The 15,069-nt window shown below is 68.5% G+C and carries 10 protein-coding genes and 1 pseudogene; 5 read left to right on the top strand and 6 right to left on the bottom strand.

Annotated features, from left to right (window positions below):
- Positions 1-8: 8 nt before the first annotated feature.
- Entirely contained in the window at positions 9-557 is a 549-nt protein-coding gene (locus AC1PLS_RS20860; RefSeq protein ID WP_481104022.1) for an RNA 2'-phosphotransferase, read from the bottom strand.
- Between the two features lie 393 nt (positions 558-950).
- Here AC1PLS_RS20860 and AC1PLS_RS20855 point away from each other — a divergent pair, with 393 nt between their 5' ends.
- A complete protein-coding gene (locus AC1PLS_RS20855) occupies positions 951-2,312 on the top strand; it encodes an MFS transporter (RefSeq protein WP_024939637.1) in 1,362 nt (453 codons plus the stop codon).
- Positions 2,313-2,517: 205 nt separating this feature from the next.
- Here AC1PLS_RS20855 and AC1PLS_RS20850 read toward each other — a convergent pair whose 3' ends face one another.
- The 5 genes from AC1PLS_RS20850 to AC1PLS_RS20830 all read right to left on the bottom strand — a co-directional run bounded on the left by AC1PLS_RS20850 (position 2,518) and on the right by AC1PLS_RS20830 (position 7,866).
- Positions 2,518-4,719, bottom strand: a complete 2,202-nt coding sequence (locus AC1PLS_RS20850; protein WP_481104021.1) for an FUSC family protein — start codon at positions 4,717-4,719, stop codon at positions 2,518-2,520.
- The gene (locus AC1PLS_RS20845) at positions 4,716-6,176 is read right to left on the bottom strand and encodes an efflux transporter outer membrane subunit (protein ID WP_481104020.1); all 1,461 of its coding nucleotides are present in this window, start codon (positions 6,174-6,176) and stop codon (positions 4,716-4,718) included. Before AC1PLS_RS20845 ends, AC1PLS_RS20850 begins: the two co-directional genes overlap by 4 nt.
- A complete protein-coding gene (locus AC1PLS_RS20840; protein ID WP_434983129.1) occupies positions 6,173-7,093 on the bottom strand; it encodes an efflux RND transporter periplasmic adaptor subunit in 921 nt (306 codons plus the stop codon). Before AC1PLS_RS20840 ends, AC1PLS_RS20845 begins: the two co-directional genes overlap by 4 nt.
- Positions 7,090-7,308 carry a DUF1656 domain-containing protein gene (locus AC1PLS_RS20835; RefSeq protein WP_024939640.1) on the bottom strand — a complete coding sequence of 73 codons (219 nt, stop codon included), beginning with the start codon at positions 7,306-7,308 and terminating at the stop codon, positions 7,090-7,092. Before AC1PLS_RS20835 ends, AC1PLS_RS20840 begins: the two co-directional genes overlap by 4 nt.
- Positions 7,309-7,410: 102 nt before the next feature.
- Positions 7,411-7,866: a MarR family winged helix-turn-helix transcriptional regulator gene (locus AC1PLS_RS20830; RefSeq protein WP_024939641.1), complete on the bottom strand. Its 456-nt coding sequence runs from the start codon at positions 7,864-7,866 to the stop codon at positions 7,411-7,413.
- A gap of 131 nt (positions 7,867-7,997) precedes the next feature.
- Here AC1PLS_RS20830 and folE point away from each other — a divergent pair, with 131 nt between their 5' ends.
- The 4 genes and pseudogenes from folE to AC1PLS_RS20810 form a co-directional block, all read left to right on the top strand.
- Positions 7,998-8,600, top strand: a complete 603-nt coding sequence (gene folE / locus AC1PLS_RS20825) for a GTP cyclohydrolase I FolE (RefSeq protein WP_016902173.1) — start codon at positions 7,998-8,000, stop codon at positions 8,598-8,600.
- 19 nt (positions 8,601-8,619) lie between these two features.
- Positions 8,620-10,089, top strand: a complete 1,470-nt coding sequence (locus AC1PLS_RS20820; RefSeq protein WP_016902174.1) for a DUF3375 domain-containing protein — start codon at positions 8,620-8,622, stop codon at positions 10,087-10,089.
- Positions 10,076-10,777, top strand: coding sequence for a DUF4194 domain-containing protein (locus AC1PLS_RS20815; protein ID WP_016902175.1), 702 nt, complete (start codon positions 10,076-10,078; stop codon positions 10,775-10,777). Before AC1PLS_RS20820 ends, AC1PLS_RS20815 begins: the two co-directional genes overlap by 14 nt.
- Before the next feature lie 385 nt (positions 10,778-11,162).
- A pseudogene (locus AC1PLS_RS20810) lies at positions 11,163-14,555 on the top strand (ATP-binding protein); the annotation flags it as partial.
- Positions 14,556-15,069 lie beyond the last annotated feature (514 nt).

Genomic DNA, 15,069 nt, shown 5'->3' with positions numbered 1-15,069 from the left:
GCCTTAGCTCAGCGCGGGCGGGTCAGGAACGCTGCCGGAACCTGCGCGGTGAGCCAGACGCCGTTGTCGGCCTGGAAGAACGGCAGGCCGTCGCGATGCATGCGCCCGGCGTCGACCTGCAACACCACCGGCTCGCCGTAGCGCTGCCCCACCGATGAGGCGGTCTGCGGGTTGTCGGACAGATGCACATGGTGACGCTGGCCGGGGCGCAAGCCCTCGGCCATGATCGCTTCGAGAAAGCGCGTGGCGGTGCCGTGATACAGCACCTCGGGCGGCACCCTGGCTTCGAGCTGCAAGGCCACGGTTGGCGTGGAATGTCCCTGCACTGCGCGGATCCGCCGCCCATCGGCAGACAGCGCAAAGCGTTTCTTGTCGCTGCCGGCGACCACCGCCTGGATCAGCTCCAGATCGAGCGCGGTGCCGTTGGCCCGGGCGCCGGCAATCAACGCGTCCAGCTCGGCCCAGCCCTCCGGGTCGAGCGTGAGTCCGATCGCCTGCGGCTCGTGGCGCAGCACGAAACTGAGGAACTTGCTGATGTCGGTATGGTGCTTGCTCATGCGGCGGCGCCCGAAGCGTCCTTGCGGCCAGTGATGCCGGCAATGTTGACGCATCCAGGTGGCCAACGCGCGTGCGCGAGCCGTGGTGCCCGGCGGTGCCGGGACTGGTGCTGTATGACCAAGGGGCATCGACAGATTCCCCCGGGCTGCATGCATTCATCGAGACGCCCAGGCAGGTGCTGCCGTAGCGAGTGCCGGGCGTCACTGGCAGAAACCAGCAGTTGCGCTGTTGCCCGCGGCCGCAAGCGACACACCGACGACCGTCGGAAGCGGGCTGAAGCGCGCGCCGCTGCCGGCCGTTGCCGGGCCTGTATATGCGCCGAAATGCTTACATGCGTCACACAAGCGCGCACCTATACTTCCGGGGTGTCCCACCCACAAGGTTCTGACTGCATGAGCGCACCCCCAACGTCTCCGATCGCCGCCGGTTCTGGCGCAGCCCCCGGTAGCCTTCGCCGTTCGGTGTCCAACACGCTCAAGGGATCGGCCGGCAATCTGGTCGAGTGGTACGACGTCTACGTCTACTCGGTGTTTGCCACCTACTTCGAATCGCAGTTCTTCTCCAAGGAAGACAAGAACGCCACGATGTTCGTGTGGGCGATCTTTGCGATGACCTTTTTGATGCGCCCGATCGGTGCGTGGTACTTCGGCCGCTTCGCCGACCGCTACGGCCGCCGGCTGGCGTTGACCATCTCGGTGTCGATGATGGCGCTGTGCTCGTTCGTCATCGCGGTGACGCCGACGGTGGCCACGATCGGCATCGCCGCGCCGATCATCCTGCTGCTGGCGCGCCTGCTGCAGGGCTTTGCCACCGGTGGCGAGTACGGCACCAGCGCCACCTACATGTCCGAGGCGGCGATTCCCGGCCGGCGCGGGTTCCTGTCCTCGTTCCATTACGTCACGCTGGTCGGCGGGCACGTGCTGGCGCAGACCACCTTGCTGGTGATGCTGCATTTCTTCGATGCGCCGCAGGTGTCCGAGTGGGGCTGGCGCGTGGCGTTCGGCCTGGGCGGCATCGGTGCGTTGGTGGTGTTCTGGCTGCGCCAGACCATGGACGAGTCGCTGAGCTCCGAATCCATCGCCGATTCGCGCACCGGCAAGGCCAAGGCGTCGGGCTCGATGCGCGAGCTGTTCGTCAACCAGTGGCGCCCGCTGCTGCTGTGCTTCCTGATCACCGCCGGCGGCACGATCGCGTTCTACACCTATTCGGTCACCGGGCCGAAGATGATCCAGACCGCGTTCGCCGGTGGCGACGTGATGGCCGGCACCATCATCAACCTGGTCGCGCTGACGGTGCTGATGCTGATGCAGCCGGTTGGCGGCTGGTTGTCGGACATCGTCGGGCGCAAGAGCCTGCTGGTGTTCTTCGGCATCGGCGGGGTGCTCTACACCTGGTTCCTGGTGATGGAGCTGCCCAAGCAGACCGACTGGCTGACCGCGTTCGCGATCCTCACCGTGGGCTTTGTGATCCTGACCGGCTATACCTCGATCAATGCGGTGGTGAAGGCGGAGCTGTTCCCCACCCATGTGCGCGCGCTGGGTGTGGGCCTGGGCTATGCGCTGGCGAACTCCGCCTTTGGCGGCACCGCGCCGCTGCTGTACCAGGCCTCGTTGAAGACCGGCCACGTCAGCGAGTTCGTGATCTACGCCACGGCAGTGATCGCGGTGTCGTTGGTGGTCTACATGTTCTTCCTGACCAACAAGGGCAGCAACTGGCTGGACGACGAAGCGGCGATGCATCAGCGCAAGCGCTGATCTGCTTTGCCCTTCTCCCGTCGGGAGAAGGGCCCCGAAGGAGCGGATGCGGGGCGCCTCCGGTGACTGGCACGCCGACCGTGGTAAGCGCGTCGCCACGCGCCGCAAGGTGAAGGATCGATCCTGCGGTCGTAGATTGGTGCACGACCCCTCACCCCAACCCGCACCGCGTCCCGGCCCGCGCCAGCAGCGCGCAGGCAGTGCCTTATCGCCCCGCAGGGAGATGGGCTAAGGACGACTCAGTATCGGCGTTTGCCTGGGTATGCAGCGCCGTCTGCGCAAACACGCTGTAACGCAAGCCGATCAATCCCAGCAGCGCCTCATCGCGATGCGCACCCGCCGGCACCTTGCCGACGCGCGCCAGCGAGGCATCCAGACGCGCACGCAGCCCATCCGGCGCAGGCAGCGGGCGCTTGTGCGCGATCTGTTGCCGATAGTGCGCGGCAACATCGGCCAGAATCGCGTTCACCGCCTCAACGCTCGGCTGCGGCAAACCATGCCGCGCGTTGCGCAGTTGCAGGATGTTCAAGCCCACGCGCACTTCGTTGAGCATATCCACCGAGGCCAGCTCGCTGCCTTCCGGGGTCAATGCCAGCCGGGGCGCGAGCAGGCCAAGCAGGTCCAGCATGCGGGCGGCAAAGTGCTGCCGGTCCTGCGCGCCGCGGCCCTCGGCGGCATCGGCCAGCGTGCGCCAGCCCTGGCGCACCAGCCGGCGCGCGCTCCATTCGGCACCCACCGAGCGGAATAAGCGCGTCAGCACCACGGCAAATCCAATCCCCAGCACCATCGCCACCGCCGCGTTGACGAAGCTCTGGATATTGGCGTTGTAGGTGTTCTGCAGGCTCAGCAGCGCGGTGAGGTTCACCACCAGCGGCAGCGCGATCAGCATGGTCTTGGGGCGATGCAGCAACGCGCCGATCGGCAGGAATACCGCCGCCAGCACCAACACCAGCATCGGGAAATCGTGGATGGCCGGGAAGATGCCGAACAGATAGATGCCGGCGACCACGCTGGCCACCACCGCCCAGGTCAGGAACGACAGCATGCTCGGCGCCGGGTCGTCCTGCGCGGCGAAGAATGCGGCAGTCACCGCCGCCATCATCGCGCCGTTGCCGCCGCCTTCCCAGCCGATGCCGATCCACAGCACGCAGTACGCCATCAACGCAAAGCCCGCGCTGAGTGCGGAAAACGCGGCCATGCCGAAATCGATATGGCGGGTGGTGCTGGCCGCTACCGGCGCATCGGTTGTGTCGCGCGGTGACCGGGTCATGCGCTGCAGCACCGAGGGGTGCATGCGCGAACGCATAGCAGGTTCGCTGTGTGCCGCGTCAGCCCGTTCGGATGATTCCGCCGTTGCAGCTTGTCTCGCCGCACCCGGCATCGCGCGCAGCACCGGCGTCGCCGTGCCGTGCACCACCGCCTGCTGCAGCGCGCGGCAGTCCTGCCACAGGTCGAGCAGCTCTTCCAGCCGCAGCAGCAGGCTGGCCAGCAGCAGATGCTCGATGTCCTGATCCACCACCGGGCGCAGTGCGACGATGCGTGCGCGCAAGGCGTCGACGTCCGCATCGCTGGGTGCGTCCTCGCCCTGGCCCACCCAGGCTGCGACGTCCTCCAGCAGCGCGGCGGTGGCGAGCGGCAACGCAGACCCATCGCGCTGTAACGCATCCAGCCGATCGGCCATCGACGACAGCACCGGCAGCAGCATCAGCATGCGTGCGCGCAGCTGCTCCAGCGTGGGGACGGCACCGGCATGGCGTGGGTCGTCGTGGCGCACGAAGGCGATCAAGGCCTCGAACTGCACCAGATCGGCGGCCAGCCGATTGCGCGGTGCCTGCGACGGGCCGCGCTGCAGCACCTGCCGGCACCATTGCGCGGCGTCCTGCATCCAGTTGCCGATGCGCGCGGTGAGCATCGGCTTGACCGAGGCGGGGAAGACCAGCGCGGCGAACAGCACCGCCATCACCGTGCCCAGGATGATCTCCTCGCTGCGCGCCACCACGGTGTCGAAGATGCCCTCCGGCGCGGTCACCGCCGGGAAGCCGATGAAGGCGGTGGTGTAGCCGGCCAGCAAAAGCGCATAACCGCGCGGGCCGCGATTGAGCAGCGCCAGGAACAGGCAGGCCGACAGCCACAACGCCATCGCCGCACTGAGCAGCAGCGGCGTTTCCACCAGGTTCGGCAGCATCACCAGGGTGGCCGCGCCGGCCAGCAAGGTGCCGAGCACGCGGTACACGCCCTTGGCGCGGGTGGGGCCGAGCAGCGGCTGGGAGACGATATAGACCGTGGCCATCGCCCAGTACGGCCGCGACAGATTGCCGGCCAGCCCCACGTACAACGCCGCGATCGAGGCGGCGAAGGTCTTGGCCGAAAACAGCCAGGCCTGGCGATCGCGCAGCAGCGCACTCATCGCGCGGCAGTCGGGTCGGTGCGGCCGGCGGCTGCTTCCCAGCCGCCGCCCAGCGCCAGGAACAGCTGCAGTTGATCCTGCGAGACCTGCGCCTGCGCATTGGCCAGCGTCATGTCGGCGGTGGCCAGCGTGCGCTCGGCATCCAGGCTGGACAGATACGGCGTACGCCCGCCCTGGTACAAACGCCGGTTCTGCGCCGACGCCAGGTCGGCCTGTTGCTGCGCCTGTTCCAGCAGGTGCAGGCGGTCCAGATCCTGCGCGTAACGCGACAAGGCAGTCTGCACCTCGCGCAGCGCCTGCAGCACGGTGTTGTCGAACTGCGCCAGCGCCGCGTCCGCGCCGGCTTCGGTGGCGCGCACGCGCGCACGCGCACCGCCGGATGGCAGCGTCCACGAGATCAGCGGGCCGAACGACCAGGCATGCGTGGCCGGCTCACCGAAGTCGGCCAGCAGGCCGGTGGCACCGATCGAGCCGCCCAGACGGATATCCGGATACAGCTCGGCGGTGGCCACGCCGATGCGCGCGGTGGCTGCCGCCAGCCGGCGTTCGGCCTGGCGCACATCCGGGCGACGCGCCAGCAGCGCGCGGCCGTCGCCGATCGGGATCGGGCGCTGCAGGGCCGGCGCGTGCGCACAGTCGTCCACGCCGGCCGGCACCTCGCCGGGCGTCTTGCCGAGCAGCGCGGCCAGTTGGTAACCGGCGGCCTGGCGGCGCGCGCGCAGCGGCGGCAGCGCCGCTTCCAGCATCGCCACCTGCGCGGTGGCGCGGGCCAGATCGGGCGGGGTGCCGCGGCCGGCAGCGATCAGGCGCTGGGTGATGTCGCGGCTGCGCTGCTGCAACTGCAGCGAATGCTCGGCCACGTGCAGCTCGTGGTTGGCGTGGCAGATCTCCACGTAGCTGCCGGCCACCTGCGCGGCCACGTTGACCCGCGCGAGGTCGATCGCGGCCTGGGCGACCTGCGTGTCGGCCTGCGCGGCCTCGGCGCCGCGTTGCAGCTTGCCGAACAGATCGAACTGATACGACACCCCGAACTTGCCGTCGGCCAGGTTGAACACCGGCAGCTTTTCCTGCTGCAGGAAGGCCTCGGCCGAGACCTGCGCGCGGCTGACGCCGGCCTCCACCTCGTAATCGAAACCGCCCGCGTCCAGCGCCTGTTCGTACACCGCCGCGGCGCGGCGCAGGTTGGCACCGGCCACCTTCAGCTCGACGTTCTCGCGCAAGGCCTGTTCGATCAGGCCATCCAGCATCGGGTCTTGGTACAGCGCCCACCAACGTGCCGGCAGCGGTGCGCCGGCCTGCACCTGGTCGTTGCCGGTGTCGCCAAACGCGGCATTGGCGGCCGGGCGCTGGTAGGCCGACTCCGCCGGCACCGCGTAGTTCGGGCCAACCGTGGTGCAGGCGCTCAATGTGGCCAGCAGCGTGGCCAGTCCCAGGGGACGCAATACGGTGCGGTTCATGGCGCGGCCTTGGCCGGCACGCGGGCAGGCGCGCTGGCGGCGTCGCGCACGGCGTCCGGCAGGATGGTCACGGTGGCGGTGCGCCCGGCGATCAGCTGCACATGCGCCGGCACCCGATCCAGCACGATGCGCACCGGGATGCGCTGCGCCAGCCGCACCCAGTCGAATGCCGGCGTGACGTTGGGCAAGGCGCCGGCGCTGCCGCTGCGGTAACGGTCCTCGATACCGGCGGCAATGCTCTGTACATGCCCGTGCAAGGTGGCCGGCTCGCCCATCAGGTGCACGTCCACGCGCTGGCCGGCATGCACGCCCTGCAGGCGGGTCTCTTCGAAATAGCCATCGACGCGGAACGAGCCGGTATCCAGCACCGCCACCACCGGGCGCCCGGCGCTGACGTAATCGCCCACGCGCACGGTGCGGTCGCTGACATGGCCGTCGGCCGGGCTGCGCACCTGCGTGCGGTCCAGGTTGAGCTGGGCCAGATCCACCGCCGATTGCGCGGTGGCCACCGCAGCCTGCGCCTTCTGCACATTGGAGCGGCGTACCTCGGCATCTTCGGCGGCGACCAGGTCCTGCAGGCTGCGGTCGCGCGCGATCTCACGGCGCAACTGGCTCAAGGTGGCCTGGCGCTCGGCCAGCGCGGCGCGCGCCTGCTCCAGCGCGATCGCATAGCGCGCACGGTCCACCACGAACAGCAACTGCCCGCGCCGCACCGCCTGGTTGTCGGCCACCGCCACTTTCTCCACCAGTCCGGACACATCCGGCGCCACCTGCACCACATCGGCGCCCACGTGCGCATCGCGCGTCCACGGCGCTTCCATGTAATAGCGCCACAGGTGCTGCAGCACCACGGCTGCCACCACCACCATTGCCAGGGTCAACAGCGCCGGCCCCGCGTTCTTGATCAGCTTTTTCACGATTGCATCCAACGGGTAAGGGAAAACAGGCCGCCCAGCAGCGCGATGTACAGCGCCAGGTTGAACAGCGCCGGGTGCCAGATATGCCGGTACGCGCCGGCCCGGGTCAGCAGCGCGCCGATGGCGCTGTTGAGCAGGTAGGCCAGCGTCATCAACGCAAGCAAGGTGGGAACGAACACACCGTAGAGACTGAATTCGCCGTACATCGGGCACATCCTGGGAAATGGGGAACAACCACGTCCGGCGCCGTACGCAATGCGCACCGGGCCATCCGGAACGTCACAACCGGCGTCGCAGCGCGACGCCCGACAGCGGGCTCAGTCGGGCTGACTCAGCCGCGCGTGCGCCTGCGCGATCTGCTCCCACAAGGTCAGCACCACCTGCACCTGCGCCTCGCTGAGCGCGCCGAACACTTCCGCGCGCAGCGCATCCAGGCGGATCTCGATGCGCCCGACCAGCGCCTGGCCTGCGTCGGTGAGCCACAGCTGGTTGGCGCGGCGGTCGCTGCTGTCGGCCTCGCGGCGCACCAGCGCCTGCGCGCACAACTTGTCCAGCAGCCGCACCAGGGAAGGGCCTTCCATGCCCAGTTGCTGGGCCAGCGCCACCTGGCGGATGCCGCCGCCGGAGCGGCCGATCATCAACAACGGCCCGGTGCAGGCGCTGGACAGCCCGAATTCGGCAAATGCCTGGTCGGCCAGCCGCTGCCACTGGCGGGCGGCGACCAGCAGGCCGGAGCTGAGCTGGGCGCGGGGAGAGAGAACGCTGTTCGTCATAATAGATAGGATGCTATCAATTCAACAATGAATCAATAGTCACTGAACCCCGGCAAGCCGGCGCAACCGCCACTGGGGCCGCCGGCCCGTCCTCGGGTACCATGCTCGCCCCCTTTGGGTGCACCCTGCGCATGAGCCAGTCCGACCAGCCCGATTCCCCCGTCACCCAGGCCCAGGCCGAAGATGCCGTGCGCACCCTGCTGCGCTGGGCCGGCGAAGACCCGGCCCGCGAAGGCCTGCTGGACACCCCGCGCCGGGTTGCCGAAGCCTATGGCGACTGGTTCAGCGGGTACCGCGAGGAACCGCGCGAATACCTGGAACGCACCTTCGAGGAAGTGGCCGGCTACGACGAGCTGATCGTGCTGCGCGACATCTCCTACGAAAGCCACTGCGAGCACCACATGGCGCCGATCATCGGCAAGGTGCACGTGGGCTACCTGCCGCGCGGCAAGGTGGTCGGCATCAGCAAGCTTGCGCGCGTGGTGGAAAGCTATGCGCGGCGCTTCCAGGTGCAGGAAAAGATGACCGCGCAGATCGCCCAGTGCATCCAGGACGTGCTGCAGCCGCGCGGCGTCGGCGTGGTGGTGGAAGGCTCGCACGAATGCATGACCACCCGCGGCATCCACAAGCGCGGCGTCAGCATGGTGACTTCCAAGATGCTGGGCAGCTTCCGCGAGGACGCGCGCACCCGCGCCGAGTTCCTGCAGTTCATCGAAGTGGGCGGCAAGCGTTGAGGCAGCCGTTGCCGTCGCCATGAAGCACCAGGCACGTATCGCCGGCTATCGCCAATTGCGCGAGCAGCCGGTATGGAAACTGCTGGCCGCCGACCACGCGCCGGAGCTGATCGGCCTGCTGCAGACGGTGTTGCTGGACGGCGAACGCCGCCTGCCCTCGGCCGTGCTGCACGAGCGCCTGCAGCGCCAGCTCGACGCGCTGCGCGCCGACGAGCTCTCGCGCGAGTTGCCGCGCACCGCGCAGGCCTATCTGGCGCATTGGCTGGCGCAGGGCTGGCTGGAACGCCGCCTGCCCGAGGGCGCGGCCGAAGAAGAGTACGAGTTGTCGCGCGCGGCTACCCAGGCCATCCGCTTCATCGTCGGCCTGCGCGAGAGCAGCAGCAGCGCCACCGAAAGCCGCCTGTCGCTGGTGATCCAGCAGCTGGTGCAGCTGGCGGGCCAGACCGAAGCCGACCCGGAGCTGCGTCTGGCCGCCCTACGCGAAGAACGCGCGCGCATCGATGCCGAGATCGAACGGGTGGCCTCCGGCCGCGTGGCCGCGCTGGATGGCAAGCGCGCGCTGGAGCGTGCCCGCGACCTGATCCATCTCTCCGACGAGCTGGCCGAAGATTTCCATCGCGTGCGCGACGATTTCGAACAGCTCAACCGCCAGTTCCGCGAGCGCATCATCGACGACGAGGGCGCACGCGGCGACGTGCTGGAGCAGCTGTTCAACGGCGTGGACGTGATCGCCGACAGCGAGGCCGGGCGCACCTTCGAGGCGTTCTGGAGCCTGCTCAACGACACCCAGCAAAGCAGCCAGCTCGATCAGGCGCTGGATGCGCTGCTGGCACGCGGCTTCGCGCGCAAGCTGGACCGGCGCGAACGCGCCTTCCTGCGCGGGTTGACCGGCACGCTGCTGGAGCGTGGCGGCGAGGTGCACACGGTGATGCAGCACTTCGCCCGCAGCCTGCGCGGTTTCGTGCAGAGCCGCGGCTATCTGGAGCAGCGCCGGCTCAATCAATTGCTCAAGCAGGCGCAGGGCGAAGCCTTGCAGCTGCGCGACAGCCTGCACGCCACCACCGCCACCGGCTACACCCAGGCGTTGAGCGCTGCGCGCCTGCGTTCGCTGTCGCAATGGCGCCTGCACGACCCGCGCCTGACCCAGGTCGATGGCCGCGTGCAGGCCGCCGATGCGGCAGACATCTCGCTCGACAGCGTGGGCGATCTGGTCGCGCAATCGGAAATCGACGTGCGCAGCCTGCGCCGCGACCTGCACGAGCTGCTCGGCCAGCGCCCGCGCCTGACCATCGGCGATGCGCTGCAGCAGCGCCCGGCCGCGCAGGGCCTGGGCAGCGTGATCGGTTACCTGTCGCTGGGCACGCGCCACGGCGTGGTGATCGACGGACAGATGGAAACGGTGCAATGGGAAGGCGGCGACGGCGCCCTGCGGCGCGCACGCATTCCGCTGGTGTGGTTCACCCGGGAGAAACGCAATGAACTGGACTGAGGACACCCGCCTGGACGCGGACGAGGACAGCGGCGCGTCGGTCGATGCCGGCCGCACGCCGCTGACGGAGACATCGCCTGCACAGCCGCGCGGCGAACTGTTCCTGGGCGACACCGGCACGCTGCCGTTCGATGCGCGGCGCGCGCTGTGCCAGCTGCTGGCCGGCCCCAGCATCGATGCGCAACGCCACGGTGCGTTGTGGCCTGCGCTGCTGCGCAACGAGGCGGCGATCCGCCAGGTCTTGTGCGAGCTGTTCCTGGAGCTGGTGCTGGACCGCGAGGGCGGGGTGGCCTTCACCCGTCAGGCCGACACCGCCGAGCTGGAATCGCCGACCCTGCTGCGCAGCGCGCCGCTGACCTTTATCGAGTCGGTGCTGCTGCTGTTCCTGCGCCAGCAACTGGCCGAAGCCGATACGCGCGGCGAGCGGGCGGTGGTGGACGAGGCGCAGTTGGTGGAGGCCTTGTCGGTCTACGAGAAGAACGTGTCCACCGACCGCGCCGGATTCGCGCGACGGGTGCTGACGGCGATCGGCAAGATGCGCGAGAACCAGTTGCTGTCGCGGTTGCGCGGCAGCGAGGAGCGCTACGAGGTCTCGCCGGTGCTGAAGTTGCTGTTCTCGGCCGAAGACGTGCAGGCCCTGGTGGTGGCGTATCGCGGCTTGCGCGAGGGAGACGTTGCGCTCGACTAAGTGCCTTCTCCCATCGGGAGAAGGTGCCCGAAGGGCGGATGAGCGGACGGCAGATCGCGATGCCCGATGTATGACGCCCGGGATGCGCGGAGTTTGTGTAGTCGTGCGTTGTGCGACGGATGTCGGCTCTCACGCCCGGTCGAACGCGATCACTTTTTCCACGGGCTGCAGCAAGGCATCCAGCTCCCTTACCGGCCGCCGCCGCCCCACGTCAACGCAGAGCACCGCACCCGTAGGAGCGGCCCCGGCCGCGAAGGGGCCGTACCGAATCACTCCCAGACCACAGCACCGCCACCAGCCCAGCAACACGCAACACCCCGCTACAAACAGTCTTGATGTGAGTCGTCTTCAGCGTTACCCGTCATCCCGTTTTGGTGAGTAAGCCATGAATTCCCAGTCCAACCTGTCGCCGGCGCAGCCGGGCGCGTCCCTGTTCACTGATTCGCTTGCCGAGCAGCGCGCGCAGCAGTTCCGCATGCGGCGGTTGCAGGTGCACAACTGGGGCACGTTCAACGGCTTGACCGAGGTGCCGATCGCCGAGAAGGGCTTCCTGTTCGTCGGGCGCTCCGGGTCGGGCAAGTCGACCCTGCTGGATGCGATGTCGGCATTGCTGACCCCGCCCAGCATCGTCGACTTCAACGCCGCCGCACGCGAGGCCGAGCGCAGCGGGCGCGATCGCAGCCTGGTGTCGTATGTGCGCGGTGCCTGGGCCGATCAGCAGGACAGCGCCTCGGGCGAGATCGCCACCCAATACCTGCGCAAGGGCGCCACCTGGTCGGCGCTGGTGCTGGAATACCGCAACGCGCACGGCGAGACGGTCAGCCTGATTCGCCTGTTCTGGATCGCCGGCAGCGGCAATGCCGCGGCCGACGTGCGCCGCCATTACATGGTCGCGCCGCGCAGCTTCGATGTGGCCAGCGAGCTGGATGGCTTCGATCTGGATCTGCGCAGGCTCAAGGCGCGTCTTGGCGAGGAGGTCGCGCATTTCGACGGCTTTGCCGGCTACGCAGAGCGCTTTCGGCATGCGCTGGGCATCGGCAACGAGATGGCGTTGCGGTTGCTGCACAAGACCCAGTCGGCCAAGAACCTTGGCGATCTCAATGTGTTCCTGCGCGGCTTCATGCTGGATGAGCCGCGCACGTTCGAGGCGGCCGACCGGCTGGTGGAAGACTTCGCCGAACTCGACGGCGCACACCATGCAGTGGTCACCGCACGCCGGCAGGTGGAAACGCTCAGCCCGGCACGCGAGCACCATGCGGCGCTGATGGCCCTGCGCCACAGCGTCGGCGAGTTGCGCGAGCTGCAGCTGGGCGTGGACAGCTACCGCGAACAGCAGCGTCTGGCCTTGCTGGAGACGCGCCTGCACGAACTCGACAGCCAGGACCGCGGGTTGGCCGGCGAAGAAGGCCAGCGGCGTGAGTCGCTGGACAATCACGAACAGAAGCTCGCCGGGCTGGAACGCGAACAACGCGCCGCCGGTGGCGAACAGATCGAGGAACTCGAACGCGAGCGCGCCCGGGTCGAGCGCGAGCGTGACGAGCGCCTGCGGCGTCGCGTGCAGATCGAACAGGCCTGCCGCCAGCTCGGCACCGCCCTGGCCGCAGGCGCCAGCGGCTTTGCCGAGCAGATCGCGTACGCGCAGGCCGTGCTCGAGAACGGCAAGCACGACGCCAGCGCGCTGGACGAGGCGATCGCCGAGCGCATGGGTGTGCGCCGCGACGATGAGCGGCGCTTTGCCGAGATCCGCGCCGAACTGGACGCGTTGAAGCGCGCCCCGTCCAGCATGCCGGCACCGATGCAGGCCTTGCGCGCGCGCCTGTGCGAGGACACCGGCATTGCCGAAGCGGCGCTGCCGTTCGTCGGCGAACTGGTGCAGGTGCGCGAGGATCAATCTGCCTGGCGCGGCGCGATCGAGCGCGTGCTGAGCGGTTTTGCGCAGTCGCTGCTGGTGGACGACCGCCATTACGCGCAGGTCAGCGAATGGGTCAACCGCACCCAGCTCGGCACCCGGCTGGTGTACTTCCGGGTACGCCGCAACGATGCGCTGCATGCGCGCACGCCGGATGCGCGTGCGTTGCCGGGCAAGCTGCAGCTGCGCGAGCATGCCTTCACCGAGTGGCTGCGCAACGAGTTGATGCGTCGCTTCGACTACGAATGCGTCGATAACGCCGCCGCGCTGCGCAATGCCGACCGCGCCATCACCCGCGAAGGGCAGGTCAAGCATCCCGGCGACCGTTACGAAAAGGACGACCGCCATGCGGTCAACGACCGCAAGCGCTGGTTGCTGGGCCACGACAACCGCGACAAGCTCAAGGTGTTCGAGCGCGAAGCGCAGACGCTTGCCCAGCGCATCGCCGGTTGCGATGCCGACGTGGCCGCGCTGCGCAAGCAACGCGAGCAGGACCAGGAACGGCAGCTGGCCGCGCACACGCTAGTGGAGCGCGACTGGGACGAGATCGATGTCGGCCCCAAGCTGCAGCGCCTGAGCGACATCGACGAACAGCTGCAGCAGCTGCGCGAAGGCAACAGCGGCCTGCGCGCGCTCGGCCAGGCGATCGAGACCGCACGTACCTTGCGCGACCAGGCCAAGCGCACTTACGAGGACGTGCGGCTGGAGCGCGCGCAGCTGGCACGCGAGCGGGCACGGCTGGAACAGCAGCACGCCGCCTGTACCAGCCGTGCCGGCACCGCCGCGCTCACACCCACCCAGCTGCAGGGCCTGCGCGAACGCCTGGCGACGCTGGCACCGCTGTCGCTGGACAATCTGGAGGCGCATTTCCGCGTGGTCGAGCGTGGCCTGGCCGAGCAACTGGCCGAGAGCCAGGGCCGCGACAGCCGGCTCAGCGCGCAGCTGCTCGACTGCTTCCGCAAGTACTGCCAGCAATGGCCGGAAGACAGCGGCGATTTCACCGTGAGCCTGGCCAGTGCCGACGATTTTCTCGCGCGCCTGGATCGCCTGGAGAGCGATGGCTTGCCGCGCCACGAGCACCGCTTCTTCGATCTGCTGCAGACCCAGAGCAAGAACAATCTGCTGGCCCTGCAGCGCCACACCGCCGAGGCCCACAAAGGCATCAAGCAGCGCATGGACGAGGTCAACGCCAGTCTGGAGCAGGTGCCGTTCAATCGCGGCACGCTGCTGACCATCGAGGTCAGCGACCGTCGACTGGGCGAGGTGCAGGAATTCCAGCAACAGCTGCGCGCGGTGTTGTCGCATCAACAGACCGAAGACCGCGCACTGGCCGAAGCGCAGTTTTCCACCCTGCGCGCGTTGGTGGCACGCCTGGGCGCGCAGGAACCGGACGCACGCCGCTGGCGTGAGCAGGTGCTGGACGTGCGCCAGCATGTGGAATTCATCGGCGTGGAGCTGGATGCGCAGACCCGCGCGCAGGTGGAGATCTACCGCAGCGGCGCCGGCAAATCCGGCGGTCAGCGCCAGAAGCTGGCAACCACCTGCCTGGCCGCCGCACTGCGCTACCAGCTCGGTGGCGAAGACGGCGAACTGCCGCGCTACTGCGCGGTGGTGCTGGACGAAGCCTTCGACAAGGCCGACAACGAATTCACCGCGCTGGCGATGAACATCTTCGAGAACTTCGGTTTCCAGATGGTGGTGGCCACGCCGCTGAAATCGGTGATGACGCTGGAGCCGTTCATCGGCGGTGCCTGTTTTGTGGAAATCAGCGGCCGGCATAACTCCGGCGTGCTGCTGATCGAATACGACGAGCAGGCGCAGCGACTCCAGTTGCCCGAGCGCTCGCGTGGGGACGAGGTAGCTGCAGCGGTGACGGAACAGGCGGTGAGTGCTGCGCGGCGCGAGGATGCACCGCGTTCGACGCAGGGTGAAACGCGGATGGACAGCACCGCTGCCGTCTCTGCCGCTGAGGGCGCGGCACTTCACGACGTCCCTGCACAGGACGACGTGGCGGCCAAGGCGGGCAGGCGCGCCAGCAAGGTCGCGCCGGCATCGACGCCGGCCGTTCAAGCCGCGCCGAAGCCCGCGAAGACAGCCGCTTCCAGCGCACGTGCGGGATCAGGCAAGTCGGCAGCGGCGAAGACCGCAGCGGGCAAGGCCGCACCAGCCAAACCTGCATCAGCCAGGGGTGCATCGCCTGCAGCGGGCACAGCGCGCAAGCCGGCAACGCCGACCAAACCGGCCAGGACGCCAGCGAACACCGGGACGGCATCCAGGCGCGCGACCGCGTCCGTCAAACCGACTGCCAGGCCGAACAAAGCCGCGACAACAGCGGCAGCGCCGAAAAAGCCTGCTGCCAAGTCGATGGTAGCGACCAGGCGCG

Source organism: Xanthomonas sp. NCPPB 3218 (assembly GCF_056725185.1).
This window is presented reverse-complemented; position numbering and strand designations above follow the sequence as displayed.

Bases quoted from the DNA above. Each gene is read 5' to 3' on its own strand.
- AC1PLS_RS20830 (WP_024939641.1), bottom strand. From the start codon at position 7,866: ATGACGAACAGCGTTCTCTCTCCCCGCGCCCAGCTCAGCTCCGGCCTG.
- folE (WP_016902173.1), top strand. From the start codon at position 7,998: ATGAGCCAGTCCGACCAGCCCGATTCCCCCGTCACCCAGGCCCAGGCC.
- AC1PLS_RS20845 (WP_481104020.1), bottom strand. From the start codon at position 6,176: ATGAACCGCACCGTATTGCGTCCCCTGGGACTGGCCACGCTGCTGGCC.
- AC1PLS_RS20860 (WP_481104022.1), bottom strand. From the start codon at position 557: ATGAGCAAGCACCATACCGACATCAGCAAGTTCCTCAGTTTCGTGCTG.
- AC1PLS_RS20855 (WP_024939637.1), top strand. From the start codon at position 951: ATGAGCGCACCCCCAACGTCTCCGATCGCCGCCGGTTCTGGCGCAGCC.
- AC1PLS_RS20815 (WP_016902175.1), top strand. From the start codon at position 10,076: ATGAACTGGACTGAGGACACCCGCCTGGACGCGGACGAGGACAGCGGC.
- AC1PLS_RS20820 (WP_016902174.1), top strand. From the start codon at position 8,620: ATGAAGCACCAGGCACGTATCGCCGGCTATCGCCAATTGCGCGAGCAG.
- AC1PLS_RS20835 (WP_024939640.1), bottom strand. From the start codon at position 7,308: ATGTGCCCGATGTACGGCGAATTCAGTCTCTACGGTGTGTTCGTTCCC.
- AC1PLS_RS20850 (WP_481104021.1), bottom strand. From the start codon at position 4,719: ATGAGTGCGCTGCTGCGCGATCGCCAGGCCTGGCTGTTTTCGGCCAAG.